The sequence below is a fragment of the Fulvivirga imtechensis AK7 genome (assembly GCF_000331535.1).
GTDB lineage: Bacteria > Bacteroidota > Bacteroidia > Cytophagales > Cyclobacteriaceae > Fulvivirga > Fulvivirga imtechensis.
The window spans coordinates 1-26,517 of record NZ_AMZN01000044.1; the positions used below are offsets into that span (position 1 = coordinate 1).

Here is a 26,517-nt window from a genome sequence, read left to right on the forward strand (position 1 = left end):
TTTCATTAAAATATATCAACGTTTTTATATCGAACTCACGTTAACTTATTTAAAATGACATTAGAATTATTCTTTGATGTTGAAGTTGAATTTCTAATTAAGTCCGAATAAAGACTTACCATTTTTTGTAAGGCTTCACCGATCATTAGGAGAACATTGCTGATATAATCAGCATTTCAATTCTAGTTCTTTATCAATTGAGCGAATTATAGTTTCTTGTGGATACGCTCTGCAAATTGAAAACCCATACAACAAAAAACCTGGAATTGTTAAAGGTTCAACAAATTGTGTGTTAATAGAGCCTTCATTCAATTCTTTTCTCAATTCCATCAGTAATCTGCCAAGAGCATTAATGCCTTCGTAGGAACCATCTGACATTTTACTAGCAGCCCAGATTTTGTCTTTAGTAGATAATTCTACGATGGCTTTGTTCTCTGTACGTTGTATAACTCCAGAAAACTTGTCCCAGTTTTGTATCAGCTTTACTTTTAGAACCCACCTCATAACTAAAAATTTGGTTGTATCCCAATCCTGTCTGGTATATCGTAGGTATTTGCGACTAATCCATTTTGCCTTCATAGGGTTGGATTCATTAATAATTTCTTCTTGAATTTCTGGAAAAAGTGGAAATCGACACGCCTGGTAAAGACATTCCGAATTAGCAATTATTATATCATTAATATATAATGGAAATCCTGGAGCCATATTTGACAATTCACCGAATTCACCTTTCGTGTTTTTGAATACAACGGTTTCATTAGGTAAATATTTGCGAGATGAGAGTTTCATGATCCTCTATTTATAACATTAAACAATGGAGTCCAGTTGTGTCCTGGTACATTCCACCAAAACACTAAAGGGCTGTTATTGGGAATATTTCTCCAACTGAAGAACATCGTTCCACAGCCTAGAATTTTATGGTTAGGATGACAAAATCCTAAAGGTCTTTGGTTCTGTTTTACAATATCCAATTTATTCAATAATTCTATGCCTTTTAATAAAAACTCTTGTTCGAGTTTATTTCGATTAGCGGCATTGGAGTAAAACTCCTCCTTAATCGGCAAATTACTTGGTCGAAATGCTGAAGCTTCATACTGCATTTGTTCTAAACTGTTAAAGTAAGTGTTTATTATTTCATTTTCATTTTTAATAGGATAGCAACAATTGAATTGTTGATTTCTAAATCTAGGGTGATTTTCAATCTCAATTAATACTCTTTTATTTAACAATTTATCAATTTGTTTGTCTACTGTTTGCATTAAATAGTATTCTGTATTGGCCCAGCCCCAATTTTGTAAGCCCAAAACTATTATATAAAGCTTTATCTTTTTATCTTTTATTTTTTTTACAATAGGGTCTTCACCTTCACTCTCAGTTGATTCTAACCATTGCTTTAGATTCCTTCTAATGGTTCCACCAGTTGCAATAATATCATCAAAATAGAAATAAAACTTTTTATTGTGTTTATTTAACAAACTATCCTTTGGTAACTCATCAATCAAACTTTCTATAATCAATTCATTGATATAGGCTTGGCTTTTTTCAGAACCTTGAAGATTTAGAAAAGACGACTGTTTTAGAAGTTCATTTTTGCTGACGTTATTAATGTTGGCAACTTCTTCTAACTCTTTATTAAAAAAGTCAATTCCTTTTTTCTTTGAAACGTAACATTTCGGAAGTAGGTGATTCATTTCTGTTAGAATGAATAAAGGATCATTGAATTGATTAGCCCATGTTTTTATGTTTCTTTCCGAAATTTGAGTTTCATCTCCATCGAAAGCCTGATAATCAATTATTATTTGACGAAGGGATTGGGCTAACTCATCTTCGATCATTGCATTGGTTTACTTATTTTAGTTTCAAATAATCCTACTGCTCTAAAGAAAAGAAGCAGTTTTGGAAATGAATATTTAGATTTCCTTTAGTTCCAGAGACCACATACTTACTTGTCAAAAATCTGCAACCCCTCTGCCTTTATAACTCATACAAAATATACTAAAAAATAGATTAAAATGCATAAGAATTTTAATCTTGTCTAATTCCACTTCCTTTAATCAAACTATGAAAACCAAGAACCTATGTGGCGCAGCGGATGTCGAGAAGTCCTGTTCCTCTCGGACTTCTCTGGAAACTAAAGGAATAAGCCGACCTGAGACAACATTTAGCTCTTTGAGCCCTAACCTAAGAAATCCCTAAAAGAAAAGAATAACCCCACAACCCTATATGAATCTTGCATAATTGAATGATTTTCATTTCTCTTGCATCGCAATGTAAAAGTTCAATTGATATGAAGAGATCACCGCTGATTACCCCGGAAGGATTAGAAAAGTTAAAGGCTGAGCTAGATCATCTTTGGAGAGTAGAGCGACCGGAAACTACAAACAAGGTTTCATGGGCTGCCAGCCTCGGCGATCGGTCTGAAAATGCGGATTACCACTATAATAAAAAACGACTGCGTGAAATCGACAGGCGTGTGCTGTATCTGCGCAAATGCATCGATAATTTTAAAGTGGTACACTATCATCCACACCAGGAAGGCAAAGTGATGTTCGGAGCCTGGGTGGAAATTGAAAATGATAAGGGTATGAAAAAGCGTTTGCGCATAGTAGGCTACGAAGAACTTATTGGCAACAAAGATTACATCTCGATGGACTCTCCCATGGCGCAGGCGCTGCTCAATAAAGAGGTGGGTGATGAGGCTATTGTAGAAACAACAGCGGCCCGGTTTATATGGCGTATCATCAAAATTGAATATCAGAAATAAGGTTATTTACTAAAAATTAGACTTCATAGCTCAGAGCATTTGATTAAGAGGCTCTTGATTCAGGCCTAGCTTTTTTGTGTTTGATAAATTCGTAATTTCTTGAACTTTTTCCAGTTATAATTTTTCTTTGGTTAATTTTATCATCTCTAACTATAATTAGGCTTTTCAAAACGGATTGCACTTAGGGCTGCAGAGCCTGATCCATCTAAAGATTAAGCATGAAAATCGAAATTTTTTGAACAAAAGGTAAACTTATAGGTTGACATAATGCGTATATTAGATATATTTGTTGAGGAAAATACTAATCTATATACGGTTCTATATGATTTTGATGAGCGAGATTCACTTACCATTGCATATGAAGAACTTACAGACACAGAAAAACTGCGCGATTTTTTCAAGCAATTTAAGCAGGACTTTGAGAGCTACTATGGAAAGTTAAATATCACAAAAGCAGTAACAAAAACGATAAAAGAGGCAGACAAACTTTTTAACACTCTTTTAAACTTAGTGGCAAATGATTCAGATGGTCGTTTAGATGGGTTATTCAAACCATTAGATGACAGAGAAGATGAGAAAACTAATTACAACTATCAACAACTAAAGGCTCACAGTGATGACCCTCCCTGGATCAGGTTGTATGCAGTGCGGTATGGCGATGCATATGTGTTTACCGGAGGAGCAATCAAACTCACAAAAGGATGAAGGACAGGCCACATACGAAACGTGAATTGGTTAAACTTCAAAAAGTGAGTGAATATCTGGAAGGGTCGGGAGATAAAGGAGTAATAGGTTATATAGAATTGGAGTAATATGAGCGGAACAGAAGATAAATTGAGAAAAATAGCCAAGCCAGCCCCGGAAGGAGGTTGGAAAGACAGGGTTAAATTCAGGAACGAAAATAAAGGCTGGTTGAAAAAATCATCAGCTATTGCCCTGCGGGTTTTGGAAACGCTTGACACATTAGGCTGGAGCCAGGCGCGTTTGGCTCGTGAACTGGGTGTTTCCCGACAAATGGTGAGCAAAATTGTAAAGGGACAGGAAAAATTCAACATTGAAACAATAACCAATCTCGAAGAGGCACTGGGTATTCAACTCATCACTATATTGATGAGTGATGAGGAAGTGGTGAAGAAAGCCAAAATCAAATATATCAATGAGACCTTCTACGGTGAAAACAAGTTCTTAAAAGAAATGCAGCAATCTGAGTTTAATCAGGAAGTAAAAGAACAAACCCCGGATCTCGCGTAAGATGGCTAAAACCAAACCAATTAGTTTCGAACTCATTAAAATTGATACGCTTCAATTTGCAGTCTTTGAGGAGGCATATAAAGCGGGCTGCCAAATACAGTTCAACCCGGTGTGGGTGCAGATGATGTAGAAAAGGTTATCCAGGTGCGTTTTGAGGCGAAATTTCACTGTGAAGGCCAGGTCTTTATAGTTATCGAAGTACTCTGCACGTTTCAAATAGACGGAAGCCAATTCGATGAGTTGTTTCATAAAGACGATAAAATAAAACTGCCCAAAGATTTTATCACACACCTGATGATGCTTACCATCGGCATCACACGGGGCACGTTGTATGAGAAATTGAGAAGCACCACCTTTGGCAGCAGCGATTTTTATCTGCCCTCGATTCATTTGAAGGAACTGGTTGTTGAGGATGTTGTGCTGGAGAAGGAGGATCCATAGGTAGTGTCTCTAAGAAAACACCAATGTCTGCGTTACGCTCGCCCCAAAAATGCTCACGGCTCCGCTTTTTGGTACTTCACAAGCCTTGACCTTGACTTTTTCTTAAAGCCACTTAGAGTTTTCTTATAGACACTAGGTAGAAATAAACTTCGCCTACTACAATTATTGCCAAACGAGGAATACCCGGGAGTTCTGCTAACTCAGTACTAGTTTTAGATCCATTAAATTTACAACGCGTCATAGTCGGTAAAATATTTCGAAAGAACGCTTTCTATTACTTCAGCAGTAAGGGGTTTATTTATAAAATCACGAATGGAGTTTACAGTTTTAGATCTTTCCTCTTCGCCGGGATTAATAGAAGTGGTTAACATGACTATTACAACTTCTCCCTGTGAGTCTTCTTCTAACTGCTCGTAATGTTTCAGGAATTCCCACCCATCCATTCCGGGCATATTAATATCCAGAAATATCAGGTCGGGTTTTGGATTCCCTCCTTTTAAGTACTCCAATGCGTCAGTTGCTTTTTCCAGGGTTACCACCTTTTTTGTGCAGCATAATTTATTTATAGTTCTTTCATGCAAAAAGTTATCATGTTCGTTGTCATCAATTAGCAATATGCAGTTCAGCTTCCTGTTCATTAGCTTCTATTTAGGTATAGTAAAATGGAATGTACTTCCATTGTTGACTTGTGATTCTACCCAGATCTTCCCTCCATGCAAATCAATAATTTTCTGGCAGTGAGCAAGTCCGATGCCAGTGCCCTCATATTCCTTCCTGGTGTGAAGGCGTTGAAATATATTAAATATTTTCTTTTGATGATTCTCTGCTATTCCAATTCCATTATCAGAGAAAGAGAACTTCCACAGGCCATTTTCTTCTTTGGCAGCCACTTTTATTTGTGGAATAACATCAACCCTATGAAATTTTAAGGCATTACTTATCAGGTTCTGAAAGAGAAGGCGTAATTCGGTTTCATGGCCATTCAGCTTTGGTAACTTATCGGCTATGACCCTGGCATTTAGAATGTTTATCTTCTGAGAGAGATCAAACTGAACCTCTTCTATTAATTTATTACAATCTATGGTTGTAATTTCTTTCTTGTGCCCTAAACGGGAATATTCCAGTAGAGCTTGTATTAAATTCCTCATTCTGGTGGTTGCCTCAGAGATAAAACGAATACTTTTTTGTCCCGTTTCGTCTAGTTTGTCAGCATATTCAGAAGAAAGTAATTCAGTATAATTTGATAATGAACGCAGCGGCTCCTGTAGATCATGTGAGGTTACATAGGCAAACTGCTCAAGTTCTTTGTTTTTATGCTCCAACTCTTCATTTTTAATTTGGATTTGTTTTCCCTTTTTTTGAAGCTCATTAGCCTGATCAGCCAAGTGCTTATTTGCATTAATAATAAGTAAAGCTGTAGTGACGCTTATAAGAATAACTACGCCAAAGACCAGCAGGATAATATGCAGTGTCCGATCACGCTCGGCAAAAGCATCTTCAACCTTTTGTTGAGCAATTACACCCCATCCATATTTTTGCACAGGCTGATAAGCAACTAGGCGTTCTTCTTTTTCGATGGGATTATACAGTATCTCAACACCAGTGTTACCAGCAAGTATGCGCTCGACCGTGGGTACACTTGAATAATCTATTGTCTCATTGTCAACCGAATAATCTTTATTGGCGATTAAAACCCCTCTTCGATCAATAAAATAGACGAAGCCGGTGTTACCAACATCCACATATTCGCTCCATTTGAATATAGTATTTAGTCTGATTTCGAGACCTAATACCGCTATCACACTATCGGGATTGTCCCGGTCAAAAATTGGAAAGCCAAAAGTGGCTATGTTGCTGCGGCTATCCGGCAGCTCCCTGGTTTTTACATTACTTAAATAAGAGGATTTCTCTCTCGTTACCTTTTGAAACCAATCCTCATCTGAGACATCAGTCCCTATTGCTCCTTGCATGGTGGGGACATCCTCCTTGATCAAACCGTCAACAGAAACAATATTTAAATGATCAATAAATGAAAAGTGCTGTGGGATATCCCTCACAATATCTCTGGCACCATGCCAATCACCCTGTTTGATAAGATCACGAAATGTTACGCGGGTAGCCAATGAAATGCCCAGGTCATGAACGCGTTCGAGTCTTTCTTCCAGTAGCGTTGACGACAGGTAAGCAATAGCACTTCTTCTTGAGAAAGCATCCTGAGTCAAATTGGTCCTTATTTTCCAATAACTAAAGACCCCAATCAGGATTCCTGGCAGCACAACAAGTATAAAAACAACAACCGGGTTTTTCAGTGCTTGTTTCATTCAATAGTTGTTTCGCTTACTGTAAAAGTTAATTATTTATTGCTGATTTTACAAGCAGTCTCTTTGCCGTAGAGGGTTGTTTATTATTTCAAAGTTGAAGGAGAAATAAGAAAAAATACATGAATTACAAAAATACGGTAAAAAGAAAAGCAGATTAGAAAAGATTATAGTAAATTGAGGGACTAACCTAAAGTACAAAGGATGAACAAAACCAGCCATCACGATGAACGCATCGCAAAAATGACGTTCGCCTCGGTATATCCGCATTACGTCACAAAAGTTGAGAGGAAAGGGAGAACAAAAGAAGAATTGGATCAGGTAATTGAGTGGCTGACAGGTTATGATGAAAAAAGGCTTAAAGAGCTTATTGATGAGAAAGTAACTTTTGAAACATTCTTTCAAAATGCCTCATTAAACCCAAATGCTCATCTTATTACCGGTGTGATCTGCGGTTATCGGGTAGAGGAAATTGAAAATCCGTTAACGCAACAAGTAAGGTACCTGGACAAACTGGTAGATGAATTGGCCAAAGGGCGTAAGATGGAGAAGATTCTGCGAGTGGCGTGACTGGCAGAGGAAGGATGCCGTGCGAAGGAAATTTCTCTGAGTAAGCCTGAGTTAGAATACTCAGACTCTCGTAGTTGAGCAATACATGACTAATTCCGGTTACTACTAAAGGAATCCCTGAACATTTTCCAGCCATCTTGAGTCTTTTTCCAAAGCACCATAAATTTGCCATGATCATAAAGCTCTCCATTGGCATTATATGATTCCCAGAGTCCAACTTCCGTTACAAATTCTTTTCCATCTCCGAAGATTTCCTGAGTGATAAATCTTCCATCTCTCAGGCCAAATTGATGATAAGCTATGCGATAAAATGCCAGTGCAGCATCAGGACCACACTTTGCGGGAGCATTGGGCGCCATGATACAGCAATCCTTTGCATAGCGCTCTATAAATATTGAAGAATCACCTTTGACAAACGCCTGAAAATAAATGGCATTGCTTTTTTCGATGGCTTGTCTGGCTTCAGCAAGAGGATCTTCGACTTGTTTTCTTTTTTGAGCCTCACATACCGTGAGCATGGCCAATGCCATTAGAAATAATGTTAATCTTTTCATTTGTGTAGAAATTTAATTTCTCACAAAGCTCATGAGGGAGGATGTTTAAAAAATTGACATATGTCACCATTTTTAAACTGCTTATTTCTGAAGCCGGCTTAGGGTTTCTCGCGACACACCCAAATAGGCCGCCAAAGTTTTTTTGGAAACCCTTTGCAGTAACTGAGGGTATTCTTTGATCAGGACATCAAATCTTTCTCTAGCATCTGCGGTTAGGTAGGTGAGAAGTCTCTTCTGCTGCTTGACAAAGCTGTCATTCGCCTTTTTTAGAAAAAAATGACCGATTTCAGGGATCTTCCGGCATATGTTCTCACGCATTTGCCATGAAAGGCTATACAAATCAGAATCTTCGAGGGCAATAACGCGAAAAATTGATTTCTCCTGGTTGTAAAATGCATTCTGGTCAGTTATCCAGCAATTTTCTACAGCAAACTGAATAATGATCTCGCTTCCCTGGTCATCGATGAACTTTGATACGAGTAATCCTTTTATTACCCAATAAGTATTTTGTACATAATCGCCTTCACGGATCAGTACCTGATGCTTTTTGAGAGATTTACGCTTAAATGCTGAGAATGCCTTATCAAATTGCTCATCTGTTAAAGCGGTAAAGCATTCCATATGTTGTCTCAGCGCTTGATGATCCATAGTTATTACTGACGGTCTTTCCTTTAGTCATAGTATTAGAGACCATGGGGTATACGAGATGGAGCGGGCAGTTGTTCTGCTGCCCGCTCCATTGGTCAGATCAGTTGACCAAAAGCAGATTGCTTCCTACCTAATCATCGGTAAATACTTCTCTCTATTGTCGTAAATAACAAAAAGATTTAATGCAAACATCACGATGACCAATGGCAGTCCTGATGGCGCAGCTACGGCATGTGTCAGCAAAATACCGATCATAATTGGTAAAAGGATTATAGCTCCGAGAGGCCTTAATTTTGGAATAATAAACAATATGCCTCCGGCAAGCTCTGCAATTGCCACTAAAGGGAACAGCCAGCCTATTTCCATCATTGCTGCGCCCATTTTCATCATTTCTTCCGGTAAGTCATCCGGTACAGGCATATAATTGAAAAATTTATTGAGGCCGGCATTGATAAACATCAATCCCATCAGCAGGCACAGAACAAATAGAATTTTCTTTTTCATTTTCAGTCAGTTGTATTAAATAGTTAAACTTCAGTTTTTGCTTGTTCAAAAACCATATAGCTTTTTATTTCCTTTATTTTGCCATTTTCCAGTTCGTAAATATCGCAGAAGAAGCTGTTTTTCTCTTCTCCATTGGCATGTCTGGAGGTCACTTTTCCGGTTCCGACCACCTTGTTGCCCTCTTCCACAAACTCTCCCATTTCACTCGAGATCATTTCCGGTACATCCTTAAAAAATTTTCTGACTGCATCCTTCCCCGGCGCCAGGTCAAAGAAGCCTGGCCAGCCCATTTTTACATCCTCAGTCAAATATGACAGAGCTTTTTCAATATCTGTATCCAAAAAAGCCTTAATTACCTGTTTTACGATTTCTTTGTTTTGCATAGTTCAATTATTTAGAAGTTCATTATTAGTTCAATTATTAAGTTCCTGGATTTGGGTATTTTGATCATGCATCAATTGCCAGCCCTCAGGAAAATTTTTGAATATTAAAATGAGGTATTCGTTGTCCTGAAATGTTATGTTACCTGTGGTGTCCTTCTGTGTAAACTGATATTGGACCAGCGCATAACCGAGAGAGTCGCTATTTTCAGTTATTAATATCTTGCCTTTCCATTCCCAGTTTTTTTGAGCAAACCACTTTTTGTGAAAATCCATAAACACACCCTTCGTGTCCAGTTTTGTGCCATCGGGGCCTATCATGGTTACCTGCTCTGCGACAGTCGGTTCAAGTTTTGTCAGGTTGCGAGTAGTAATGGCATCCAGATGAATGTCGACTGTGCTTCTGAAGGTTTGTTTGATGTTACCTGTTCGCTCTCTTTCGCCACATGCTCCCATAAGGATCGCAGCGAACATCATCCATATGCTCGGAAGAGAGATTTGTGCAGCGGAGGGAAATGTTCTCATTACTATTAAGTTTAAATCCAAAAATTCTAAAAAACGGAGATCAGAAATAGTACGATCCCGACATCAGGGTTGATAAATCACACCTGTATTCTCCTGGGCTATTTGTTTTTTACAAATATCGATGGAATTATTCAAGAATAGCGGGTGAGATAACGGCTCTTTAAGGGGTTGATTGCGACAGTAGTTGGGCGTATAGTATAGTAACTGGCGCTGAGGGGAAAACAGATCAAACGAATGGCTAAAGTTTTCATGTACGCAATTCAGGTGGAGATCTGCTGGTGGTGCGGTCGAACTTAAAATTCATTGGATGAGACTTTCAGGACGAAGACACTCATCCGATGATGCCGTGTCTTCATGTAACTTCTATCAATTGCCGGCTTGACAGTGGCTATAACGCCCCTGGTCTCACATCTCATATCTCACATCTCACATCTAATCTTCACCCACCTCTGTTTCTCCTCCCAGGAGGAGATTGGTGCACGTGTTGTGAACAAAAATCCCCTTTTTTTTTAGGATGCCGATTTGCCGGGTTTGAAGTGGCGATAACCCTGGTCTCACATCTCACAACTCATATCTCCTGAATGAACGACACGAGGTTCTCACTGGGATCTATGTCAAGCTTCTTCCGAAGTCTTTGCCTGGACTTGTCTACTGCACTGATAGACACATTAGATATTCTCGATACCTCTTTGGTGCTGAAGTTGAGCTTTAGGTAGGCGCATAACTTTTGTTCGTTAGGCGTGATGTTAGGGCATTTCTCTTTCAGCCTGTTAAAGAACCCCTGATGCACTTTTTCAAAATGTACTTTGAAATTTTCCCATTCTTTATCAAACTTAAGGTTATTGTCTATGGCTTTGATGGCCTCTGCATTATATGAGCCGTTGCCGTTGGAGATCTTTTCTTTAATGAGCTTTAATGTATTGTTTTTTACCAGCACGTTCATGCTCAGGCCGGAGAGTTCTTGCTCTTTCATTTCCAATTCGTATTGTTTTCGAAGTTTTTCTGCCTCTGCCTGTGCCAGGTGGCGCTTATGCAGCCGGGCGCGAAGGTACAAAATGCAGGCCAGCGTCAGGATGCCGATAACGCACAGTAGCGCCATCAGGTTGGATTTTTTCGTCTGAGCCATCTTCGCCTTTACTTCAGCCTTGAGTCTGGCTAGCGTCATCTCCTTTTTCTCCGTTTCGTATTGCCGCTTCATCTCATGGATATTCTGCAACTTTTCTTTGTTGAGCAGGCTATCCTCCAGTTTGTAAAACATCTTATAATTCAAGAGGGCTTCATAGCTCTTTCCAAGTTTATCGTACGCCTCAGCTTGTATCTGGTATACATCCCTCAGCAGCTTGAGGGCTGGCAGGGAGTCAAGGCCTGACATGGCTTTTTGAGTAAGCTCTATCGACTGCGCGTACTCTTCTTTGTCAAGCAAAACTCTGGCAATATTTACCGTTACCATGATCTTGTAATGAAAATTCTGCACTGTATCTGCAAAAGTCAGCGCTTTCTTAAGAAAGAACAGTGCGCTGTCATAGTGCCGTTGTTCGCGCAGGAAGCAGCCCAAGCCGCTGTAGGTGTTTGCAAGCCCTTTTAGATTGCCGGTCTCTTTTTGTAAGGAAATGGTTTTTGCAAATGCTGTCCGTGCAGCTTCTCGATTTTTCTGCTCCTGGTAGATGAGTGCAATATTCATCATTACATCACCCTCCTTAAGCCGGTTGGCAGTTTCCTTGTGCAGGTCAACGGCTTTTTGGGAGTAGGCAAGAGCTGCATTGAGGTCGCCCGTAGACAGGTAGCATGCACCGAGATTTTGATAAGTAGCAGCAAGTTGCTTTTTCGAAGCGCCATATCTTTCTTTGATACGCAGCGCCTGCAGGAAATATTTTATAGCCTCATCCCAGGAACCCATGGCAAAGTAAGCGCCTGCGAGGTTATTCAGTACACTGCTTATTTTAAGGCTGTCTCCATCATTCGCTAGCATAACCAGGGACCTTTTGCTGTATTCAATAGATTTTGAGAAAGCACCCTGGTCGGAATAAAGCAGGCCCAGTATCCAATAAGAACGCATTTTGCCATTTTCATAGCCTGCCGATTCGCTTTCGCTTAACGCCATGTGTGTATAATGAAGCGCGGAGTCAGCAGCTTGGATATGCAGACGCGCCAGATCATGAAGTATCAGCACTTTACTGGTGTCATCCGCAATTTTTAGAGCAGCCAACAAACTGTCTTTTTCATTCTGGCTAAAGGCATGAACAGACACTATAAACAACAAGCATGCAATACATGGCCTCATTTTACAGATGGGAATAGGTTAATTTCGGTATTTCAATAACGTAATTAATCATTTTTCGGACCTTACTTTCCAATGATGTACCTATCATAAGACAGAAAAACTTCAAATAATGCCCCTCAGTAGTCTATGGGAGCCCGTTTTTTGCATTTAAGCAAGATCCTGAAAAGTTGTACTAGTAATGTCTTAGTGTTTTTTTTTAAAATAAGGAGGGATATGTATTGTTTAGCCGCAGGTTATTACTACAACTTTTAAAACCAATTTTCAATTTTAAAACCAACATTGTTATGAAAAATCTATCTCAAGGAGCGTTTGCTGCCGTGTTAGTGTCGCTACTCCTGTTAGCAGCGTGCAACGATAACGAAAATGATACCGATCTGAGCAAAGATCAGCCGGGAGATTATCTGGATGGCGGTACTTCGGTACAGCGAAACAATAATCTTAATGGCGATAATAAGCCACCGGCAGCTTTTAGGGAGGACCTCATTATTGAAAGGGTGGAAAGCGACTTTTTCAAAGAAGCAGGTCAATCAGCAAGAACGGACAATCCTTATGGCCTGGCGGTGTCAGTGAACAGTCCATACAATGGAAAGACAGAAACCACCAGCTACTGGGGACCGCCCACGCATGGCATCTATTGGGGAGGAGACTGGTCCGGTGATTTTTGGCTTGACAATGGCAATACCTCTGCTGATTTTGGAAATTTTATTTCCTGTTATAAAGATGTTTACCTGGACGTAAATGCCATTCAATATCCGGGAGGAACTGCGCCTCAGGCAGTAAAAGCCAGGCTCCTGAGCAATGGGTATGCCTGTGCAAATCAGAACTATAATAGCGGAGGATATACACAGCAATGGGAAATTATTGGCGTACACAATGGAGTAGAATACCAGTTGGGCTGGATACTGTATGCACATCTTGCCAGCAACCTGGTTTATAGCCCCGGTACGGTCCTAAACCTAAGCGGACCTGTAAAAATTGGAACTACTTTTTCTACTGGTAGCGCCAACGGCTGCTGGGGAAGCTGTCACCTGCATATCGAACTTTTTAATCACCGCAACTGGTCGTGCTACGATGTTAACCCACCGGCAACACAAGCCAGCAGGATCGGTATCCTGGGAGGATTGGGTTCAAGTGTAGTCAACTGTCCGGATATCGGTTCAGGCACAATGACCAACTGGGCAAGAAATGCTATCAACTGTAACAGAAGCTCGGCTTATAGCAGTCAGTACGACTGCAATAAAGCATATGACGGAGGCTATAGCGGCACCTCCAAATGGGTAAGTGACGGTAACCATCCTACTTCTTGGATGACGCTGGATCTGGGTGCCCTGCGCGATATCAGAGAGTTCAAGATCTTCCATGCCGGTAGTGTAGGCGAGCCCGCCATATCTAATATAAAGGCTTATCAGGTTCAGTACAGCAACTCCTTCTATGGGCCATGGTATACTATTGTGAATGCTAATAACAATGGACAGGCGAGTGTTACCACCCATGCTGTCAATCTCACAGCCCGGTATGTGAATATACTCATCACCGACCCGGGGGCAGATAACTATACAAGGATTGTAGAATTTGAGGTGAATGGTAATTAGTGTCTCTAAGAAAACTCCAAGTGGCCTTAAGAAAACGTTCCTGCCAAAGGGCGGAGTCCCGTACAGTAGTTACAGTAGTCGGGAAGAGCATGTTTGGGACGAGCGTAACGCAGACATTGGCGTTTTTCTTAGAGACACTAATTTAATTAACTTTAGGGCTGTATTGAGGACCTCTCGGTACAGCCTTATTTTTTCCTGCTTTAAAATTTTGCCAAGCTTAGGTTAATGTATCAAGGCTTCTTTCTCTTGTCAATGAAATAGATTTGATAGCGTGTGAGTATCAGGTAAGCTTTGCCGCGCTTCAACAGTTCCTTTTGCCGCAATGCTTTGAGGAAAGTGGATTTAGGGTATGATCTGGCATGTTCCAGATTACCTGCTTGATCATATGTTGTAAATACAATTTCAGGACAGGCAAACTCTGTTGTGACGGTTATCAGGTTATACAGGTGCCGGTCATCCTTTACTTCAATAAAATTGCATCCACGCAGTGCTGTGGCCTTTTTCAGATCAGTAGTATCAGAAAGCATTATTCCGGCATGCGATCGATCCGGGGCAGAAAGTGTGAAGAATAAAAGAGCAATTGACCAAATTTTTTTCATGTTTTGCAGTATTTGTTGCTGCAAATATTGGTGGGTTTGATTAATGGTAAAACCCGAAACTTGCTCTGATAATAAACGAGGTGGGATGGTGATATCCACAGAGCAAGCTGAGGAAAAAAGCAGAGACCACAGCTATATGTTGTAATACACCGGCTGCGGTGACGGTGCGTTATTGAAAGCTATCAGTACTCTATAGGCGCTTTACCTGTCCACCGCTTGAATGCACGGGAAAAGGCGCTGACTTCATTGTAGCCTAGCAAATGCGCAATCTCTTTAATTTGATACTTGTCCGATACCACATAATCTATTGCCAGAGATTTCCTGATCTCGTTGGTTATTTCCTGAAAGCTTTTCCCTTCCTGCTTTAGCTTTCGCTGCAGGGTACGTGGTGTTGTGTTGAAATTTGAGGCTACTTCATCAAGAGTGGGCATACCGAGATAGGGGTGAGCTTTTAAAAATTGATATATTCTCGCGCTCAGGCCTTCTGGGGTTTGGCTTTCAGTTTCCATGACCTGTTTTAATAGAAAAGCTTGCATTTCGTGATTGGCTGAGAGCAAAGGAAGGTCCCAGTATTTGCGGTCAAAGGTCAGGCTGTAGTTTGGCGCTTGTTTGTAATTCGTGCATCTTAAAACACGTAGATACTCTTTGATCTCACTAACCGGATAGGGAAGCGTCACGCTAAGGGGGCATATTTTTTCCAAAACCAAACCATCCAGCTCGTGAACGGCAAATACCATGAGCATTTCGGCTATTTGGCGGGATAAAAATGCAGAAGATTCATCAGTGGTCTGTATAGTGATCAGGCTGATGGTAAATGAATCTTCGGCTACTTCCAACGCTGTTCGGACCACATCAGTAATGCCAGGAGTCAGAGAGACGGCAGTCTTAATACCTTCTCCTACGGTATCACTGCTTTTAATGATTTCACCAACTATTCCCAAAGCAGCCAGTTGCAACGATTCTCCGAAATGGAGTCCGAAATATGGATCATCGGTGAGGGTGCTTGCATGTTTCCACAGCCTGCCTATCTGTATGTCAGACACTGTAGTATCGGACGTTAGTAATGCCGGGTAGTCGATTTCTGCTAATTCGCAAAGCCGGTCAGCCGGTAGATCTCGCTGTACGGCATAGGCCAGCAGTCCGAGCGCCAGTTGTTTTTTTGGTTCTTGCATCGGATAAATTTACGCATGTAGCTCCATTTTGTCACGGAATTAGAGAGGCATGGCGTGAAATGGTAAAACTATGACGCCAAATGATAACGACTGGCCATCACTACAGCCATAATTTTGTATTAAATCAAACAAAAAGAAAAATGAATATTTTAAATCGAATTTTACTTTTAAACAGTATGAGCTCGGGTGCTACAGGCTTGCTCATGGTTTTCTTTTCGACTCAATTGGCAGAATGGTTTGGGGTATCTGAATCTTCCGGTTTTGCCGGTGTGGGGATCTTCCTGGTAGCTTTTGCCATACTTGTGTTTGCGGAGGCTCGTTCTCATCCTCATCGAAAGGGTCGTCTTCGTCTGATAATCGTTATGGATATCATGTGGGTTATAGGAAGCATCATTATATTGCTATTTCAGCCGTTTAGCTTCACATCCATTGGCAATGTATTAACAGCCGGTGTAGCACTATGGGTGGCAGGTATGGCCTACTTCCAGTTCGCCGGGCTTAAGCAGTTGCAAAAGGAAGCAGGGGTGTGAAAATGCTAATCCTATTAAAATAATCTTAACCGAAAGATTTATCAGGTCCTAATATAGCATGTCGGAGCCATACAATTTTTTCAGTTTTTCATTGTGCATGTTTACATCTTTAACTAAGGTATAACAGCAAAACTCTTTCAAAAATGAAGAACATAAAGGCGTGGAGCCCCTTGTTGCTAACGTTGGTGGTACATTGTTTTGTGTTTGCACAAGGCCCTGTCATTAAATACACCAATGCTGAAAACGTTGCCAAACATCCGGCATATTCACATGCAGTAACTTTTCTGAATAGCGGTATAGCAAAAACATCAATAACAGGATCAGTGCTTATGCCAGACATTATATTGCCGGAAAAACTGAAGAATGAGGATATAATTTTACAGGAGTTGAGGATAGAGGATGCAGTGGAGTTTTACAATTGCTGTCGGCAACTCAAGGTTGTTTATCAATACCAGGAAGCCACTTACCGGCCTTTCGAATCTCCGTTGCAATTTGTATCCAGGATGATCCTCATCCATGAAAAGCTATGGACTATCAGTCTGGCAGAAGAACCGGAAGTGGTGATTGGTACCTGTTCATTGCATGGCTATGATCTAAAGGCGTCAAGAATTGATATAGGAGGAGCTGTATTACCCGGTCATTGGGATCACTTGTATTCTGCCCTGGATTTGGCCCTGCAGTCGGTAAGGAAAAGCCAGGGCATCAAAATGGTAGTAGCAAAGACTACGGTTAAAAACCAAATAGCTATTGATATGGCCGAAAAGTTGGGTTTTCTGCTCATTTACTCAGGAAAGAGAGAGGCGATAGTGCGGTGGGTGATATAGTGAGAAGGATTAAGAATATGAAGTATTCCAGGCAATAACAAAAAACATCATCACTTCGTAAAAACAAAAGACCAACCACAACATGCAAACATGAAAATACTTGTAACCGGAAGCAGCGGACATCTTGGTGAGGCTATAATTAAAGTGTTAAAGGATGCTGATAAATCATTTGTTGGGGTTGACATTAAGCCCTCCGAATTTACCACACATGTCGGATCAATTACTGATCGCACATTTGTTGGTGAGGTAATAGCTGAGGGTGTGGACTATATCCTTCATACGGCAACCTTGCACAAGCCGCATGTAGCAACTCATTCAAATCAAGACTTTGTAGATGTAAATATTACGGGCACTTTGAACTTACTTGAAGAAGCCAGACGGAATAATGTAAAAGCTTTCATATATACAAGTACTACCAGTACTTTTGGCGATATGCTCACCCCGAAAGCCGGTGAGCCCGCCATTTGGGTAACTGAAGAAACCAGGTCCATTCCCAAAAATATATACGGTGTTACCAAAAGCGCAGCAGAGGACTTATGCCAGATGTTCTTTCGCAACCATAACCTTCCGTGTATTATTCTAAAAACTTCTCGCTTTTTTCCTGAAGAAGATGACAACCAGGAGGTAAGATTAGCCTACGCAGACCTAAACATCAAAGCAAATGAATACCTGCACCGGAGAGTTGATATAGAAGATGCAGCCAAAGCTCACTTGCTAGCCATTGAGAAGGCCGCAGCAATTGGCTTTAGTAAGTATATTATCAGCGCAACATCGCCTTTTACAAAGGACATGCTGGTCGGTCTGAATCGTGATGCAATTGCAGTTGTAAAAGGAATATATCCGGAAGCAGAAGAGATTTTTAAAAAAGCAGGCTGGTGGTTATTTCCTAAAATAGGCAGAGTGTATGTAAATGAAAAGGCAAGAAATGAATTGGGCTGGCGGCCTAAGTATGACTTTAAAAATATACTGAACTGCCTGAGGGAAGGGAAAGATTTTCGGAGCAACTTATCTTTGAGTATAGACATCAAAGGGTATCATGAGCAAAAATTCCAAAATGGCCCCTATCCAGTTTCAGGCCATTAACCATAATATACTCGATCTTTTTTCCTAACAGATGATCAATGAGATGAAAAACAACTACGTTGGATATCACCATAGAACAATGTTGACCACGGTGCTGATATTTATGAGTTGTACAGTATTTAGCCAGGAATATCTGGATATCCGTATTGCACATGAGCCCAAACCTGTAGTGATAAAGGGTTTGCCAACTATTTATTACGAACTACTCCTGACAAATTTCGGAAAGGATTCAGTGGTTTTGAAAGCAATCGAGGTGATTGAACCAGTTAATTGGGCTACTATTTTTTTGTTTAATGAGGAGGAGCTAACGAACAGGATGAGCCGGACTGGAGTAACCGGCAATGACCAAAATAGAATGCTCCCACCCGGTATGGCGGCTGTTGTGTATGTAGAATTGATCTTACCAGTTAGCTTTAACAAGCAGTTGGTACATCAAGTCGAATTTGAATCGGTGGTCAATGAGCACATAACATACCACAAGATCCAAGGTGGTAATCTGACGTTTACTGAGCAAACACAATTGGTCCTGGGGGCTCCGCTCCGTGACGGGCCATGGGTGGCGATCTATGAACCCTCCTGGACGCGTGGCCATCGCAGAGTCGTATATACAGTCGATGGTCAGATGAGGATTCCTGGCCGGTTTGCTATAGATTTTATTAAGGTGGACCATCAGGGTAAATATGCACGTGACGATGATAATTTAATAAGCAACTGGTTCGGCTACGCTGCAGACGTTTTGGCAGTGTCAGATGGGGTGGTAGTATCAGCAAGAGATGATTTTAATGAAAGCAATATGCTTTCAGAGCATCCTCTATATTCCTCTGAGCAGGCGACGGGAAATTATATTGCCATCGATATTGGTAACGGAAATTTTGTCTTTTATGAGCACCTTAAACCCGGGAGTATAAAAGTCAAACAGGGCCAGAAAGTAGAAAAAGGAGATGTTATTGGCGCTCTTGGTTTCACAGGACAGTCAACTGGGCCTCATCTACATTTTCATGTTGCCAACAGAAATTCTCCCCTCGGAGCAGAAGGAATCCCCTTTGTCTTTGAACATTTCAAAGTTTTAGGTGACTACATGGATTTTACGAAGTTTGGAAAGGAAAAGTGGGAAGCTAATTCCGGACAAAATGTTTCCAATGAACGACCGGCACCCAATACCGTAGTACTCTTTGAGTAGGCTTTTGTGCTGACGGGGTGCACGTCAACCAGTTCTCATTTTACTGGGCAGCATGCCGTATTTCCTTTTGAATGCAGTGGAGAAATGATGGGCATTTTTGTAGCCAATAATGTCTGCAATTTCTGTAATGGACTTATTACTTTCCAAAAGCAACTCTCTGGCCTGCTCCATTCGAATATCAAAAATATAACCAAAGACAGTGTTTTTAAATAGCTGCTTAAAGCCTTTTTTTAGCTTAAACTCATTGATTCCTACTTTCGTAGCGAGTTGCGGAATAGAATATGGATGTTCCATGTTATTCTCCACGATCCATTTGGCTTCTTGCAGGCGCTCCACATCATAACGTGATAGCTGATTAACCGGTCTTTCCAGTCCTTCGATCTGTTCCAACTGTAGCATTAAAAGCTCCAGTATTCTGGCTTCAAAGTATAACTTTCTCAATGTACCGGTCTTATTGCAGTTAAGTATATCATTGATGAGCAGCGTCATAGGACCTGTGATAGAAAGATGATGAGAATGCATGCCTGCAAATTCCATATTTTCCATCTTTCTTAGAAAATCCGCTGCCTGAGGAAAATTTCTCTCAAGCAATGACGTGAAGTACTTCTGCGTCAGATGGATTTCAAGCACCTTGTTTTTTCGTGCACCCATGCATTGAACGAAGCGGTCTTGTATAGGAGGAAAGAACAGGATATTATGTGTACCCTGCTGAGTTGGAAGAGGCTCGGTGTTAACTTTGTTGTCGGGATGAAAATAGGACCCTTCCAAATTAAACTGCAGTTCAAGAGCAGGGAGTTCCGACACAAAAGTAACTTCAGTCTCCTGTTCAAGAAAAAGGTCCATTTCCATGAAATGCATGTCTTGAAACAGACAATCCCTCATCTTTCCTCGCCCAAAGCGATGATTAAATTCAGCGGTTTTTTCGAAAACGGGATCAACAGGAACAGCTTCACGGTGTATTCTGCTCTCAAATTGGAACTCTTCAATATTTATGTTCGTAACCCTGGCTTTCATAATAGCTGAATCGCTGGATGATCAATAAAAATACCGTAAAATCTGCATAAAATATAATTTTGACGAGCAATTTTATGAGATCATCGAATGCCGGTAGATATGCCAGGTGTTATCCCGGAACAAAAAAGTTTTTTCATAGCTGGCAGCTATTTTTTCTGCCAGGGCGATAGAATTGATGTTTTCCGGGTGTATAATACTGATAAACGAGATGTTGGGTAAAAATTTGAATCCCACCTGCTTTATAGCCCTTACTGCCTCACTGGCATATCCTTTTCTCCAAAACTTCCGGGCCAGTCCCCACTGGATTTCAGGATCAGGCCAGCCTTTCGGGAATTCAAATCCTGCTACTCCCATTACTTTACCTGATGATTTTTCTTCAAGGGCATAAGAGCCATACTTTCTTAACTGCCAGTGACCGACCAACGATGCCAATTTGCGCCAGCTTTCCGTATCAGACATAGGCTTGCCATTGGTATACTGCGTACATGCAGGATCTGAATAATACTTATGCAAGTCATCCCAGTCGTCTTCTTTGGGTATCCGAAGGTAAAGACGTTCTGTTTCTATATTTTCAGGTATCAGATAATTCATAATATTTTCAATTATAAGGTTGTAAGAGCCAGCAGCATTACTTTCCCCGATTTGTTGGTGTTTGCCAAATCTTCCTTTTGTTGGTGTTTCATAGAACGAAGGATTACCGATACCTCGTTACATCTGCAGGTTTGCCAGCTTCCTGTACTTCCACCAGATATGGCCAGCAATCAGGCTGTGACCCATCAATATCTTTGAAACCATAATGTTTGGCCAGTTGACCGCTGGAGAGGGATTGACCATTCCAACGTGCTACCTCTGGGTCGCTGGCGAGGTGAGCAACGGCACGACCTGTATATCGGGGACTTTCCGATATGGCGAAGTGCGGAGTAGTTTTCGTGGCTTCCTGCCAGTTTTCTTCCTGCACGTTGTAGTGTCCCAGCATCATTTCAGAACGCATCCATCCCGGAGTGAGCGCTACAGCGGTACATTTATGCGGTTGCAGTTCCTGAGCAAGTCCCCAGGCCATTCTGATAACAGATGTTTTGGCGAGATCATAAAACATAGACAACCGGTAGTGTGAATTATTGTATTCTGCGGTGCCATCCGTCATTTCCACTACCAACCCTCCTTTGTTTTGCATCAGCAGGGGAAGTGCGTGATGGCTGGTGATGATATGGGTATCTATGGCTAGTCTGAGCATTCGAAACCCTTTCTCCAACGAATGCTCCCAAACCGGTACATTCCACTCCATCAGGTGCTCTGACCCCCATATATCGTTTACGAGGATATCCAGACGACCCTGCTCTTTTTCGATTTTTGTCACCAAAGCCTTTACCTGGTCGGCCTCCAGGTGATCCACTTGTACTGCTATGCCTCTGCCGCCCGCCTGTGTTACCAGTTCAGCAGTTTCTTCGATCGTTTCCGGGCGGTTATATTCCGAGCGTTGCTGACGAGTGGTACGTCCGGTGACATAGACAGTAGCTCCGGCAGCGCCAAGTTCAACAGCTATTCCACGGCCCGCACCACGGGTACCACCAGCAACCAATGCAACTTTATTTTTAAGTGAACTCATAGTAGATTTTATTATGAAAACAGATTACAATACCGGACACGAAAGATCCTGGACAAAGGAAGTTATAATTTTAAGCATGCCGGGAACGTAATCGGGAATTTAAAGTACGCGAAAAGGAGTTTTTCGGTTGTAATAGTCTGGTGAAAGTTATCCACAGGTTCAGCAGGATGCCATCGTGGTAGTTTTCCAGGCGCATGTTCTCATTCATGACTGTGCTGTTCACATAATTTTAATCCCAGCGCAATCATTAATGCATGCCAGTTAGGATTTTGAGCTAATGCGTACGTCTTTCAGGGCTTTTAATAAATGCCAGCTTTTGATGTATGGCTATCAAAAAACCTCCTGCCGGAGATCATAGGCAGGAGGTTTAAGAATTACTTAGTGTTTGTTAGAAAACTCTAAGTGGCTTTAAGAAAACGTCAAGGTCAAGGCTTGCGAAGCAAGCATAACGCAGACATTGGCGTTTTCTTAGAGACGCTAATTAGGCTATTTTACCTATTCTATGACCAAGCGGCTGGTCTCCGTGCTACTGGGTTTTATAAGTTGCATAAGATATACACCTTTTTTCAAGTGATCTGTTGCATAATAGGTCTTATTCTCTATAACATCTATTAACTCTCCGCGCGAATCATATACATTGATAGAGAAGTTGTCACTTTCAAGGCTACCGATACTGAAATTCACATGGTTGGTTGCAGGGTTGGGGTACAAACTGAAACTTGTGATTTCCGGGGATACCGGAGAAGGTCCTGCTGCAGGAAGTGTAACTGTGTAATACCCACTCCATGCACTAACTCCGCTACTGTTTTTTGCCCTCACCCTGAAGTAATATGTCGTGGTCGACCCCTGTTTGGGTATCCACAAATACCAGGTGGTAGAGGTGCCAAAGGTTTGCCATGCACCTGACAGCCACAACTGTACGTCATAAGAAGTGGCGCCAGAAACGGTATTCCATCCCGCATAAAACCCTGAAGCATAAGTTCCGGCCGATCTCAGGTTTGTAGGAGTTGCCAGCGTGGTAGGGTCTCCGGATCCTGAGAAATTAACGGTATAGTCTTCGACTTCACCGTCCCCAATTGAGCCACATGCTGATGAGGGAGCGCTGTTGTATTTCATAACGACCCTCATTCTGGTGGTGCCTGTTGCGCTTGAATTTACGGTGAAGTTCCCACTTACATTGCCTGTACCCGACAGACCGCTGACCACCATTTCCGATGATTCGAAGGTGTTATTCTTATTGTAATCTATCCAGATGGCCCAGTATTCAGTGTAAGAGCTACCTGAAAAGCCAGGTGTCAGGCTCACGCTTGTACTGCTGCCGGGGGTCAGGCTAATTGTTTGCGAGGTATAATTGCCATAGCCGGAGTTTGACCCAGAAGTGTTGGAAAAGCTGCCAATGCTCACAGTCTGTATGTATTCATAAGAAGCGTTACCGGTAACGGAACAATAAGAAGTGCTTCCTCCGGAAGTGGTAGCCGAAGCGGTATTGGAAAACGAAGAAGTTGTGCTTCCTGAATATGCTCTCACACGGTAGCTGTAAGTGGTATTTGCGCTCAGGCCTGTATTACTGTAAGATGTGGTATTGGCTCCCACAGTAGCAATGGTGCTGTAGCTTCCACCCCCCGAGGCCCTCTGAATAGTAAAGCCGGTTTCATTATTGGAGTTATCATTCCAACTCAGGTTGATCTGTGAAGAGGATGCTGCAGAGGCACTCAAACCACTGGGTGCAGCCACAGAAGTAGAGCCTCCGTTTGAGGTGCCGGTAGCAATCAGGTTAGACTCCTGCCACAGCGGTTGGCGGGCTGGGTGTTGTAGCGCTGCCAGCATTCGATTTACCTGACCTTGTGTGTACATTTTGTAACATCCCGATGCACCATTGTAGCCCATATAGTTTTCATAATTAATATATTGACCATAGCAGTTGGTAGCTGGAGAACATCCGTACCCGGAAGTGCTGGCATTTTCAGCCGGGGTGTCGGACACCTGATCATTGGTTGAAGTACACCCCCCCTCAAAAGTATGGATCAGGTTAAGCCAATGACCGAACTCATGCGTTAATACTGAAGCAAATTCAGCGTTTGTATTACCATAAAGGTAGCGTCCATTGTACACCACCCTGGCGGTGTTATTGTTAGACATGGAGGTGTTGGGGTACCACGCCACTCCCGAGTTGCCGGTGTTTCCGTCATTATACAAGTCAGACTGTATGTATACATTCATATACTTGTAGTTGTCCCACGCGTATTGCTTTATTTGTGAATCATAGCCACCACCATTACCAAAACCATTGAGAGCGCCATAAAACTTAACTCCTGTAGTAGCGTTGCCGTTAGGGTCAATTTTTGCCAGTCTGAACTCTATATTTAAATACTGCTTGATACTGCTAAACTGATTATCGACAGTATTATAATCGCTATTCAGGCCCTGGAAATCTTCGTTGAGCTTCAATAGGGCCTGTTCGACCTTGGCTTGCGTAACAGTGGTGCCCGAGAAATTGGTGCCAAATACATGAAAAACCACCGGTATAATATATGTAGGGTTGCTAATCAGCGCATTTTCGTTTTGTTTTTTGGCTATAGCTTCTACATATTCTTTTGTGAATTTTTCTAGTTGCTGGTATTCCTGCATGGCTTCCGGAGATGCCTCCAGGATCTGCTTGTTCATTTCAGAAGCCCGGCACTTTAATGCATCGGGATCAATCTGTGCATAGCTGACTTGCGACAATAGTATAGCCGCAAGTACTAAAAAGTACTTTATTTTTTTCATAGAGGTTGTTTTAAAGATTAATAATTTGATAGGAAAAATGGAAGAAGCAGAACGCTATGGGTTATGGGTTTGGATCCATTTGACTATCTGCATAGCTTGTGTCTCCATGGCTAAAGTGTTTAAAATGTTAGAAATCGCTGATAACTGTAGGGGTTGAACTAGGTATAGATGTCGTGTATCCCTTCGAAAAGGGCGATAATTTCCACAGCAGTATTTTGCTGAGTACACGTAAAAGCGAACATATTAATGCCTTTCAGGCATCATGATAAATGCCTAAGTACATTCTTCCGGAAGGTAATCAGGTGGAGAATTTTACCTTGTCAGGGTAAACCGGAGTTAATAGTAATAGTTATCATATCTGTCTTTTGGTTTTAGGTTGAAATAATTTGAATTATACAAGCAAGATAAGGCTATTTTAGAGGTGGTATTGATACTTTTTTAGCGTATCTATATATGCTTTTATCAAATTGCTGTGTAGCAGGTAAAGGTTTTTCAGGCCTTTGGCGGGTTTTGGTTTTAGATAACGGGACAATCAATGACAGATATTTGCTGTTTTCACTCCTCCGGGATTAATCTTGTACTTTTTCTTAAAGCACTTATTGAAATAGTTAGGGCTGCTGAAGCCTGATTTATAGGCAATTTCAGATACGGTGCCGTCATTGCTTTCCAGCAACTGATAGGCATAGTTCAATCGCTTCGTTTTTATAAACTGGCTAATGCTTTTTCCAGTTAGGGCATATACCTTTCTATAAAGCTGACTTCTGCTCATGCCAAGTTCCCTGGCGAGTTGCGTAACGCTGAATTTATTATTGTCGATATTTTTAAAAACGGTCTCTGATAGGTCTTCCAGGAATTTTTCGTCTCTTGGTGAATGCCCGATGGGGTGTTTTGTTGCAATTTTGGTTTCGCTGTTTGGGAAGCGACCGTTACCTTTCCGGTTTGCCAGCTCCTTCTCATAAAGGTGGACATCGCTGAAGAAAGATTTAACAACAAAAAACGGCCCCAAAAAAAGATATGTACCATGAAGTATCGATATCGTATCTGCCTGATCCGTTAGAAGGTAGGGGACATAAAAGAAGGCGGCATTCAAAAAGAAAAGGAGATACAGCAGCGCTCCTTCAAAGAATATCAGAATTAGAAATGACAGAACAACGACTGATATTTTCAGGTGTGGCTGAGGAGAAGAGTTAGCAGACAGCGCCATAGCTACATGGACGGCTACTGCCAGTTGAGACATCAGGATGACCAGTATCCTTGGATGTTTCAGGTTTATTCCATGCCAAAAGTACGTGCCAATATAGAATAAGGTCAACCCCCAATCCAATAGCGACAGGATGGGTTGACCAGCAGCCAACCGTACAGCCCCGGCTGAGAGTAACCAGGGGATCATAATGAGGTTGATAATGTTGAGACATTTAACCCTTCTTTTTTCCAGTCTTGTGGAGGCAAGTTGATAGCCCCTGCCGGCCAATATTCTTATGGTGTTGTTAATCCTGTCTTGCATAGAATAGCATTTTCCGGTTTTAAGAAATAATTACTTGGGCCAATAGTTTCCCCGGGCTAAAGAAATAGCTACCAACCGATTGCAGGCTGCCAACAGACGTGTACAGTTAATTTAAAGTTTTATTTCAAAGGGAGGTTAAATAGATGTTTAAACACCATGTAACCTTGGAGTGCTATTTTCTTATTCACTCTTTTTTGCCGGGTGTAACCGGATCAATTGTAGGTTTCACTGAAGCTGAAGCGTATTGAAGAAAAGCGGTCAACTCACTGATTTTTTGTTGGTTTGCTTTATATAGTAAGGCCAATCCCGGAGGGATTACGTCTTTATCGGTCAAGTGTAAGATTTAATGGTAGGTTTTGTGCCTTGCATTATAGCGCTGCAACATGAGTATACTCTTTTGAACACTATTTG

Annotated in this window: 27 protein-coding genes; 10 read left to right on the forward strand and 17 right to left on the reverse strand. The window is 41.4% G+C overall.

What is annotated here, in order from left to right:
- Positions 1 to 168: 168 nt before the first annotated feature.
- Positions 169 to 789, reverse strand: coding sequence for an NADAR family anti-phage protein (locus tag C900_RS12505; protein WP_009580284.1), 621 nt, complete (start codon positions 787 to 789; stop codon positions 169 to 171).
- Positions 786 to 1,835 (reverse strand): phosphoribosyltransferase-like anti-phage protein, encoded by a 1,050-nt coding sequence (locus C900_RS12510; RefSeq protein ID WP_009580285.1) that lies wholly within the window; start codon positions 1,833 to 1,835, stop codon positions 786 to 788. Before C900_RS12510 ends, C900_RS12505 begins: the two co-directional genes overlap by 4 nt.
- Positions 1,836 to 2,287: 452 nt before the next feature.
- Between C900_RS12510 and greB the strand changes: the two genes are divergently transcribed.
- The 4 genes from greB to C900_RS12530 all read left to right on the forward strand — a co-directional run bounded on the left by greB (position 2,288) and on the right by C900_RS12530 (position 4,456).
- A complete protein-coding gene (greB, locus tag C900_RS12515; protein ID WP_009580286.1) occupies positions 2,288 to 2,764 on the forward strand; it encodes a transcription elongation factor GreB in 477 nt (158 codons plus the stop codon).
- Between the two features lie 267 nt (positions 2,765 to 3,031).
- Positions 3,032 to 3,469: a hypothetical protein gene (locus C900_RS12520; RefSeq protein WP_009580287.1), complete on the forward strand. Its 438-nt coding sequence runs from the start codon at positions 3,032 to 3,034 to the stop codon at positions 3,467 to 3,469.
- Between the two features lie 108 nt (positions 3,470 to 3,577).
- Positions 3,578 to 4,015 (forward strand): helix-turn-helix transcriptional regulator, encoded by a 438-nt coding sequence (locus C900_RS12525; protein WP_009580288.1) that lies wholly within the window; start codon positions 3,578 to 3,580, stop codon positions 4,013 to 4,015.
- 111 nt (positions 4,016 to 4,126) lie between these two features.
- Positions 4,127 to 4,456 carry a hypothetical protein gene (locus tag C900_RS12530; RefSeq protein ID WP_009580289.1) on the forward strand — a complete coding sequence of 110 codons (330 nt, stop codon included), beginning with the start codon at positions 4,127 to 4,129 and terminating at the stop codon, positions 4,454 to 4,456.
- Between the two features lie 227 nt (positions 4,457 to 4,683).
- Here C900_RS12530 and C900_RS12535 read toward each other — a convergent pair whose 3' ends face one another.
- Both C900_RS12535 and C900_RS28410 read right to left on the reverse strand, forming a co-directional pair.
- On the reverse strand, positions 4,684 to 5,094 hold the full coding sequence (locus C900_RS12535) for a response regulator (protein WP_009580290.1): 411 nt from the start codon (positions 5,092 to 5,094) through the stop codon (positions 4,684 to 4,686).
- A 6-nt stretch (positions 5,095 to 5,100) separates the two neighbouring features.
- Positions 5,101 to 6,777, reverse strand: a complete 1,677-nt coding sequence (locus C900_RS28410; protein WP_009580291.1) for a sensor histidine kinase — start codon at positions 6,775 to 6,777, stop codon at positions 5,101 to 5,103.
- A 201-nt stretch (positions 6,778 to 6,978) separates the two neighbouring features.
- Between C900_RS28410 and C900_RS12545 the strand changes: the two genes are divergently transcribed.
- Positions 6,979 to 7,344: a DUF2200 domain-containing protein gene (locus C900_RS12545; RefSeq protein ID WP_040496690.1), complete on the forward strand. Its 366-nt coding sequence runs from the start codon at positions 6,979 to 6,981 to the stop codon at positions 7,342 to 7,344.
- Between the two features lie 89 nt (positions 7,345 to 7,433).
- Here C900_RS12545 and C900_RS12550 read toward each other — a convergent pair whose 3' ends face one another.
- The 6 genes from C900_RS12550 to C900_RS12575 form a co-directional block, all read right to left on the reverse strand.
- Positions 7,434 to 7,898: a YybH family protein gene (locus C900_RS12550; protein ID WP_221408132.1), complete on the reverse strand. Its 465-nt coding sequence runs from the start codon at positions 7,896 to 7,898 to the stop codon at positions 7,434 to 7,436.
- An 81-nt stretch (positions 7,899 to 7,979) separates the two neighbouring features.
- Complete coding sequence (locus C900_RS12555) at positions 7,980 to 8,546, reverse strand: Crp/Fnr family transcriptional regulator (RefSeq protein WP_040496692.1); 567 nt, start codon at positions 8,544 to 8,546, stop codon at positions 7,980 to 7,982.
- A 126-nt stretch (positions 8,547 to 8,672) separates the two neighbouring features.
- Positions 8,673 to 9,050 carry a DoxX family protein gene (locus C900_RS12560; protein WP_009580296.1) on the reverse strand — a complete coding sequence of 126 codons (378 nt, stop codon included), beginning with the start codon at positions 9,048 to 9,050 and terminating at the stop codon, positions 8,673 to 8,675.
- A 23-nt stretch (positions 9,051 to 9,073) separates the two neighbouring features.
- Complete coding sequence (locus C900_RS12565) at positions 9,074 to 9,433, reverse strand: nuclear transport factor 2 family protein (RefSeq protein WP_009580297.1); 360 nt, start codon at positions 9,431 to 9,433, stop codon at positions 9,074 to 9,076.
- 30 nt (positions 9,434 to 9,463) lie between these two features.
- Positions 9,464 to 9,955: a Cif family virulence factor gene (locus C900_RS12570; RefSeq protein WP_040496693.1), complete on the reverse strand. Its 492-nt coding sequence runs from the start codon at positions 9,953 to 9,955 to the stop codon at positions 9,464 to 9,466.
- Positions 9,956 to 10,523: 568 nt separating this feature from the next.
- Positions 10,524 to 12,236: a tetratricopeptide repeat protein gene (locus C900_RS12575; RefSeq protein ID WP_009580300.1), complete on the reverse strand. Its 1,713-nt coding sequence runs from the start codon at positions 12,234 to 12,236 to the stop codon at positions 10,524 to 10,526.
- 284 nt (positions 12,237 to 12,520) lie between these two features.
- Between C900_RS12575 and C900_RS12580 the strand changes: the two genes are divergently transcribed.
- Entirely contained in the window at positions 12,521 to 13,828 is a 1,308-nt protein-coding gene (locus C900_RS12580) for a discoidin domain-containing protein (RefSeq protein ID WP_009580301.1), read from the forward strand.
- Positions 13,829 to 14,058: 230 nt separating this feature from the next.
- Here C900_RS12580 and C900_RS12585 read toward each other — a convergent pair whose 3' ends face one another.
- Both C900_RS12585 and C900_RS12590 read right to left on the reverse strand, forming a co-directional pair.
- Positions 14,059 to 14,427 (reverse strand): hypothetical protein, encoded by a 369-nt coding sequence (locus C900_RS12585; protein WP_040496696.1) that lies wholly within the window; start codon positions 14,425 to 14,427, stop codon positions 14,059 to 14,061.
- A 182-nt stretch (positions 14,428 to 14,609) separates the two neighbouring features.
- On the reverse strand, positions 14,610 to 15,599 hold the full coding sequence (locus C900_RS12590) for an AraC family transcriptional regulator (protein WP_009580303.1): 990 nt from the start codon (positions 15,597 to 15,599) through the stop codon (positions 14,610 to 14,612).
- 140 nt (positions 15,600 to 15,739) lie between these two features.
- Between C900_RS12590 and C900_RS12595 the strand changes: the two genes are divergently transcribed.
- The 4 genes from C900_RS12595 to C900_RS30845 all read left to right on the forward strand — a co-directional run bounded on the left by C900_RS12595 (position 15,740) and on the right by C900_RS30845 (position 19,216).
- Positions 15,740 to 16,129 carry a hypothetical protein gene (locus tag C900_RS12595; RefSeq protein ID WP_157494008.1) on the forward strand — a complete coding sequence of 130 codons (390 nt, stop codon included), beginning with the start codon at positions 15,740 to 15,742 and terminating at the stop codon, positions 16,127 to 16,129.
- Between the two features lie 143 nt (positions 16,130 to 16,272).
- The gene (locus C900_RS12600) at positions 16,273 to 16,953 is read left to right on the forward strand and encodes a GNAT family N-acetyltransferase (RefSeq protein ID WP_040496697.1); all 681 of its coding nucleotides are present in this window, start codon (positions 16,273 to 16,275) and stop codon (positions 16,951 to 16,953) included.
- Between the two features lie 90 nt (positions 16,954 to 17,043).
- Entirely contained in the window at positions 17,044 to 18,036 is a 993-nt protein-coding gene (locus C900_RS12605) for an NAD-dependent epimerase/dehydratase family protein (RefSeq protein WP_009580307.1), read from the forward strand.
- 43 nt (positions 18,037 to 18,079) lie between these two features.
- Positions 18,080 to 19,216: a M23 family metallopeptidase gene (locus tag C900_RS30845; protein WP_009580308.1), complete on the forward strand. Its 1,137-nt coding sequence runs from the start codon at positions 18,080 to 18,082 to the stop codon at positions 19,214 to 19,216.
- Positions 19,217 to 19,240: 24 nt separating this feature from the next.
- Here the strand turns inward: C900_RS30845 and C900_RS28420 are convergent, their stop codons facing one another.
- The 5 genes from C900_RS28420 to C900_RS12635 all read right to left on the reverse strand — a co-directional run bounded on the left by C900_RS28420 (position 19,241) and on the right by C900_RS12635 (position 26,106).
- A complete protein-coding gene (locus C900_RS28420; protein ID WP_009580309.1) occupies positions 19,241 to 20,230 on the reverse strand; it encodes a helix-turn-helix transcriptional regulator in 990 nt (329 codons plus the stop codon).
- A 72-nt stretch (positions 20,231 to 20,302) separates the two neighbouring features.
- Positions 20,303 to 20,821 carry a GNAT family N-acetyltransferase gene (locus C900_RS12620; protein WP_009580310.1) on the reverse strand — a complete coding sequence of 173 codons (519 nt, stop codon included), beginning with the start codon at positions 20,819 to 20,821 and terminating at the stop codon, positions 20,303 to 20,305.
- A gap of 103 nt (positions 20,822 to 20,924) precedes the next feature.
- Positions 20,925 to 21,836 carry an SDR family oxidoreductase gene (locus C900_RS12625; protein WP_009580311.1) on the reverse strand — a complete coding sequence of 304 codons (912 nt, stop codon included), beginning with the start codon at positions 21,834 to 21,836 and terminating at the stop codon, positions 20,925 to 20,927.
- Between the two features lie 495 nt (positions 21,837 to 22,331).
- Positions 22,332 to 24,602: a M43 family zinc metalloprotease gene (locus C900_RS28425; protein WP_009580313.1), complete on the reverse strand. Its 2,271-nt coding sequence runs from the start codon at positions 24,600 to 24,602 to the stop codon at positions 22,332 to 22,334.
- Between the two features lie 532 nt (positions 24,603 to 25,134).
- Entirely contained in the window at positions 25,135 to 26,106 is a 972-nt protein-coding gene (locus C900_RS12635; protein ID WP_009580315.1) for a helix-turn-helix domain-containing protein, read from the reverse strand.
- Between the last annotated feature and the right edge of the window lie 411 nt (positions 26,107 to 26,517).

Excerpts from the sequence above, each read along its gene's own strand:
- C900_RS28410 (WP_009580291.1), bottom strand. The coding sequence starts at position 6,777 with ATGAAACAAGCACTGAAAAACCCGGTTGTTGTTTTTATACTTGTTGTG.
- C900_RS12560 (WP_009580296.1), bottom strand. The coding sequence starts at position 9,050 with ATGAAAAAGAAAATTCTATTTGTTCTGTGCCTGCTGATGGGATTGATG.
- C900_RS12525 (WP_009580288.1), top strand. The coding sequence starts at position 3,578 with ATGAGCGGAACAGAAGATAAATTGAGAAAAATAGCCAAGCCAGCCCCG.
- C900_RS12520 (WP_009580287.1), top strand. The coding sequence starts at position 3,032 with ATGCGTATATTAGATATATTTGTTGAGGAAAATACTAATCTATATACG.
- C900_RS12585 (WP_040496696.1), bottom strand. The coding sequence starts at position 14,427 with ATGAAAAAAATTTGGTCAATTGCTCTTTTATTCTTCACACTTTCTGCC.
- C900_RS12555 (WP_040496692.1), bottom strand. The coding sequence starts at position 8,546 with ATGGATCATCAAGCGCTGAGACAACATATGGAATGCTTTACCGCTTTA.
- C900_RS12605 (WP_009580307.1), top strand. The coding sequence starts at position 17,044 with ATGAAAATACTTGTAACCGGAAGCAGCGGACATCTTGGTGAGGCTATA.
- C900_RS12545 (WP_040496690.1), top strand. The coding sequence starts at position 6,979 with ATGAACAAAACCAGCCATCACGATGAACGCATCGCAAAAATGACGTTC.
- C900_RS12550 (WP_221408132.1), bottom strand. The coding sequence starts at position 7,898 with ATGAAAAGATTAACATTATTTCTAATGGCATTGGCCATGCTCACGGTA.
- C900_RS12580 (WP_009580301.1), top strand. The coding sequence starts at position 12,521 with ATGAAAAATCTATCTCAAGGAGCGTTTGCTGCCGTGTTAGTGTCGCTA.
- C900_RS12635 (WP_009580315.1), bottom strand. The coding sequence starts at position 26,106 with ATGCAAGACAGGATTAACAACACCATAAGAATATTGGCCGGCAGGGGC.
- C900_RS12575 (WP_009580300.1), bottom strand. The coding sequence starts at position 12,236 with ATGAGGCCATGTATTGCATGCTTGTTGTTTATAGTGTCTGTTCATGCC.
- C900_RS12595 (WP_157494008.1), top strand. The coding sequence starts at position 15,740 with ATGAATATTTTAAATCGAATTTTACTTTTAAACAGTATGAGCTCGGGT.
- C900_RS12620 (WP_009580310.1), bottom strand. The coding sequence starts at position 20,821 with ATGAATTATCTGATACCTGAAAATATAGAAACAGAACGTCTTTACCTT.
- greB (WP_009580286.1), top strand. The coding sequence starts at position 2,288 with ATGAAGAGATCACCGCTGATTACCCCGGAAGGATTAGAAAAGTTAAAG.
- C900_RS28425 (WP_009580313.1), bottom strand. The coding sequence starts at position 24,602 with ATGAAAAAAATAAAGTACTTTTTAGTACTTGCGGCTATACTATTGTCG.
- C900_RS28420 (WP_009580309.1), bottom strand. The coding sequence starts at position 20,230 with ATGAAAGCCAGGGTTACGAACATAAATATTGAAGAGTTCCAATTTGAG.
- C900_RS12570 (WP_040496693.1), bottom strand. The coding sequence starts at position 9,955 with ATGAGAACATTTCCCTCCGCTGCACAAATCTCTCTTCCGAGCATATGG.
- C900_RS12510 (WP_009580285.1), bottom strand. The coding sequence starts at position 1,835 with ATGATCGAAGATGAGTTAGCCCAATCCCTTCGTCAAATAATAATTGAT.
- C900_RS12565 (WP_009580297.1), bottom strand. The coding sequence starts at position 9,433 with ATGCAAAACAAAGAAATCGTAAAACAGGTAATTAAGGCTTTTTTGGAT.
- C900_RS12625 (WP_009580311.1), bottom strand. The coding sequence starts at position 21,836 with ATGAGTTCACTTAAAAATAAAGTTGCATTGGTTGCTGGTGGTACCCGT.
- C900_RS12600 (WP_040496697.1), top strand. The coding sequence starts at position 16,273 with ATGAAGAACATAAAGGCGTGGAGCCCCTTGTTGCTAACGTTGGTGGTA.
- C900_RS30845 (WP_009580308.1), top strand. The coding sequence starts at position 18,080 with ATGAAAAACAACTACGTTGGATATCACCATAGAACAATGTTGACCACG.
- C900_RS12590 (WP_009580303.1), bottom strand. The coding sequence starts at position 15,599 with ATGCAAGAACCAAAAAAACAACTGGCGCTCGGACTGCTGGCCTATGCC.
- C900_RS12535 (WP_009580290.1), bottom strand. The coding sequence starts at position 5,094 with ATGAACAGGAAGCTGAACTGCATATTGCTAATTGATGACAACGAACAT.
- C900_RS12505 (WP_009580284.1), bottom strand. The coding sequence starts at position 789 with ATGAAACTCTCATCTCGCAAATATTTACCTAATGAAACCGTTGTATTC.